We start from the raw sequence: 2,561 nt of genomic DNA on the forward strand, positions 1-2,561 counted from the left end.
CCCTGGAACAACTCGAATCCCTCTACGGCCTGCCCCACGAACGGGCCGTGCGCAAGGAAATCCCGTTTCTCAACGAGGATTACCAGGCCATGGTCCGCGCCTCACCCTTGGTGGTGGTGAGTTCATCCGGCCCGGACGGCATCGACGGTTCGCCCCGTGGCGACGTGCCAGGTTTTGTACGAATCATCAACGAGCGCACGCTGGCGATTCCGGATCGGCCAGGGAATAACCGCCTCGACACCCTGCGCAATCTGGTGGTGGACCCGCGCATAGCGTTGCTGTTCATCATCCCGGGCATTGGCGAGACGTTGCGGGTCAATGGCCGGGCGCAGATTTCCATCGAGCCTGAGTTGCTGGAGAGCTTTGCGGTAAATGGCAAAGCGGCCCGTTCGGTGATTCTGGTGCAGGTGGAGGCGGCGTATTTCCATTGCTCCAAAGCCTTTGTGCGCTCCGATTGCTGGAACCCGGAAAAGCACTTGGATCGCTCGGCACTGCCCTCCGCCGGGGCGTTTCACAAGCGCTTGAATGATGGGGCGTTCGACGCCGAAGCCTATGACCGCGAGATGCCGGAGCGGGTCAAGGCCACGCTGTATTGAGAGGCCATTGCAGGAGCGAACGTGCTCGCTCCTGCCGGTGGCGCGGTCAGGCGGATTCGGCGTTGATGGGGATCCAGATTTCCACGGAGCCCGTGCCTTTACCCACATCGAAATCGGCGCTGTAGCGCTCAAAATCAGCCCCGACCACCTTGTACCCGGAGGCCGGCAGCCATTCGAACATGATGCGTTCATAGGTCTGCGCCAGCGCCTGCACCGGGCCAAAATGCGGGAACACGGCATAGCGATGGGCCGGGATTTCAATCGACTGGAAGTTGCTCTGTACATCGCCCTTGGCCGGTACTTCAACGCCGGCCAGGTAGTCGAATTCATCGTGTTTGGCGTTGTAGCACACGCCATAGGTCACGCCGCCGACGCGTTTCTTGATCTCTTTGAAGCAGCTGTCGAACAGCTCCCACAACTTGGGAATATCGCCAATCGTGGCCTTTGAATAACGCCCTTGCACACCCGCGATCACCAGGGCCTTGCCCTCTTCCATGCGCGGCTGTAACGGCAGTTTTGTCTGTTGATCCATCTGAACAGTCTCCTTCTTATGAGGGAACAAACCCGCGTCGAGTATAGGGGCATACCCCCGTCGCACTCCAAGCAGAAATTTTTCCCACAGCATCTGGACAATTGGCCATCATCGACCGTATTGTCTGCCCCGCAGGCCACCGCAGTGGCCGACGTCGCTCGGACGGTTCCGGGCGCTTACGTATTTCGAGGCAACAATGGCCGAACCCCGTTCGCCGCGCCGCTTTGCGCGCATAGATCGACTCCCCCCTTACGTGTTCAATATCACTGCCGAGCTGAAGATGGCTGCGCGTCGGCGCGGCGAAGACATCATCGACTTGAGCATGGGTAACCCGGACGGCGCCACTCCACCGCACATCGTGGAAAAAATGGTCACCGTCGCCCAACGCGAAGACACCCACGGTTACTCCACTTCCAAAGGCATTCCGCGGCTGCGCCGGGCGATTTCGCGCTGGTACAAAGACCGCTACGAAGTGGACATCGACCCGGAAACCGAAGCCATCGTGACCATCGGTTCCAAGGAAGGCCTGGCGCACTTGATGCTGGCCACCCTGGACCAGGGCGACACGGTGCTGGTGCCCAACCCCAGCTACCCGATTCACATCTACGGTGCCGTGATTGCCGGCGCCCAGGTGCGTTCGGTGCCGCTGATTCCGGGGGTGGACTTCTTCGCTGAGCTGGAACGTGCGATTCGTGGCTCGATCCCCAAGCCGAAGATGATGATCCTCGGCTTCCCGTCCAACCCCACCGCGCAGTGCGTGGAACTGGACTTCTTCGAACGGGTGATCGCCCTGGCCAAGCAGTACGACGTGCTGGTGGTGCATGACCTGGCCTACGCCGACATCGTCTACGACGGCTGGAAAGCTCCGTCGATCATGCAAGTACCGGGCGCCAAGGACATCGCGGTGGAATTTTTCACCCTGTCCAAAAGCTACAACATGGCCGGCTGGCGCATTGGCTTCATGGTGGGCAACCCGGAACTGGTCAACGCCCTGGCGCGGATCAAGAGTTACCACGACTACGGCACGTTCACGCCGCTGCAAGTGGCGGCGATTGCTGCGCTGGAAGGCGATCAACAGTGCGTGAAAGACATTGCCGAGCAGTACCGCCAGCGCCGTAACGTGCTGGTGAAAGGCCTGCATGAGCTGGGCTGGATGGTCGAGAACCCGAAGGCGTCGATGTACGTCTGGGCGAAGATTCCCGAGGCGTACGCCGCGATGGGTTCGCTGGAGTTTGCCAAGAAGCTGCTGCTTGAGGCGAAGGTGTGTGTGTCGCCGGGGATTGGCTTTGGTGAGTATGGCGACGACCACGTGCGCTTTGCACTGATCGAAAACCAGGACCGGATTCGCCAGGCGGTGCGGGGCATCCGGGCGATGTTCCGGGCGGATGGGCTGGTCAAGAAAGCTGACGCCTGACCCGATCCAACGGCAGGAA

3 protein-coding genes are annotated in these 2,561 nt (G+C 60.6%); 2 read left to right on the forward strand and 1 reads right to left on the reverse strand.

What is annotated here, in order from left to right; all coding sequences use genetic code 11:
• The first annotated feature begins 2 nt into the window (after positions 1–2).
• Positions 3–596, forward strand: a complete 594-nt coding sequence (locus JV201_RS22395) for a pyridoxamine 5'-phosphate oxidase family protein (protein ID WP_257903250.1) — start codon at positions 3–5, stop codon at positions 594–596.
• A gap of 46 nt (positions 597–642) precedes the next feature.
• On the opposite strand, the gene JV201_RS22400 is transcribed toward JV201_RS22395, so the two are convergent.
• On the reverse strand, positions 643–1,128 hold the full coding sequence (locus tag JV201_RS22400) for a GyrI-like domain-containing protein (protein ID WP_177049551.1): 486 nt from the start codon (positions 1,126–1,128) through the stop codon (positions 643–645).
• 196 nt (positions 1,129–1,324) lie between these two features.
• Between JV201_RS22400 and alaC the strand changes: the two genes are divergently transcribed.
• Positions 1,325–2,542, forward strand: a complete 1,218-nt coding sequence (alaC, locus tag JV201_RS22405) for an alanine transaminase (RefSeq protein ID WP_003213096.1) — start codon at positions 1,325–1,327, stop codon at positions 2,540–2,542.
• The last annotated feature ends 19 nt before the right edge of the window (positions 2,543–2,561 follow it).

Origin of the sequence: Pseudomonas sp. Colony2, from assembly GCF_019382755.1 — a bacterium.
Taxonomy (GTDB): domain Bacteria; phylum Pseudomonadota; class Gammaproteobacteria; order Pseudomonadales; family Pseudomonadaceae; genus Aquipseudomonas.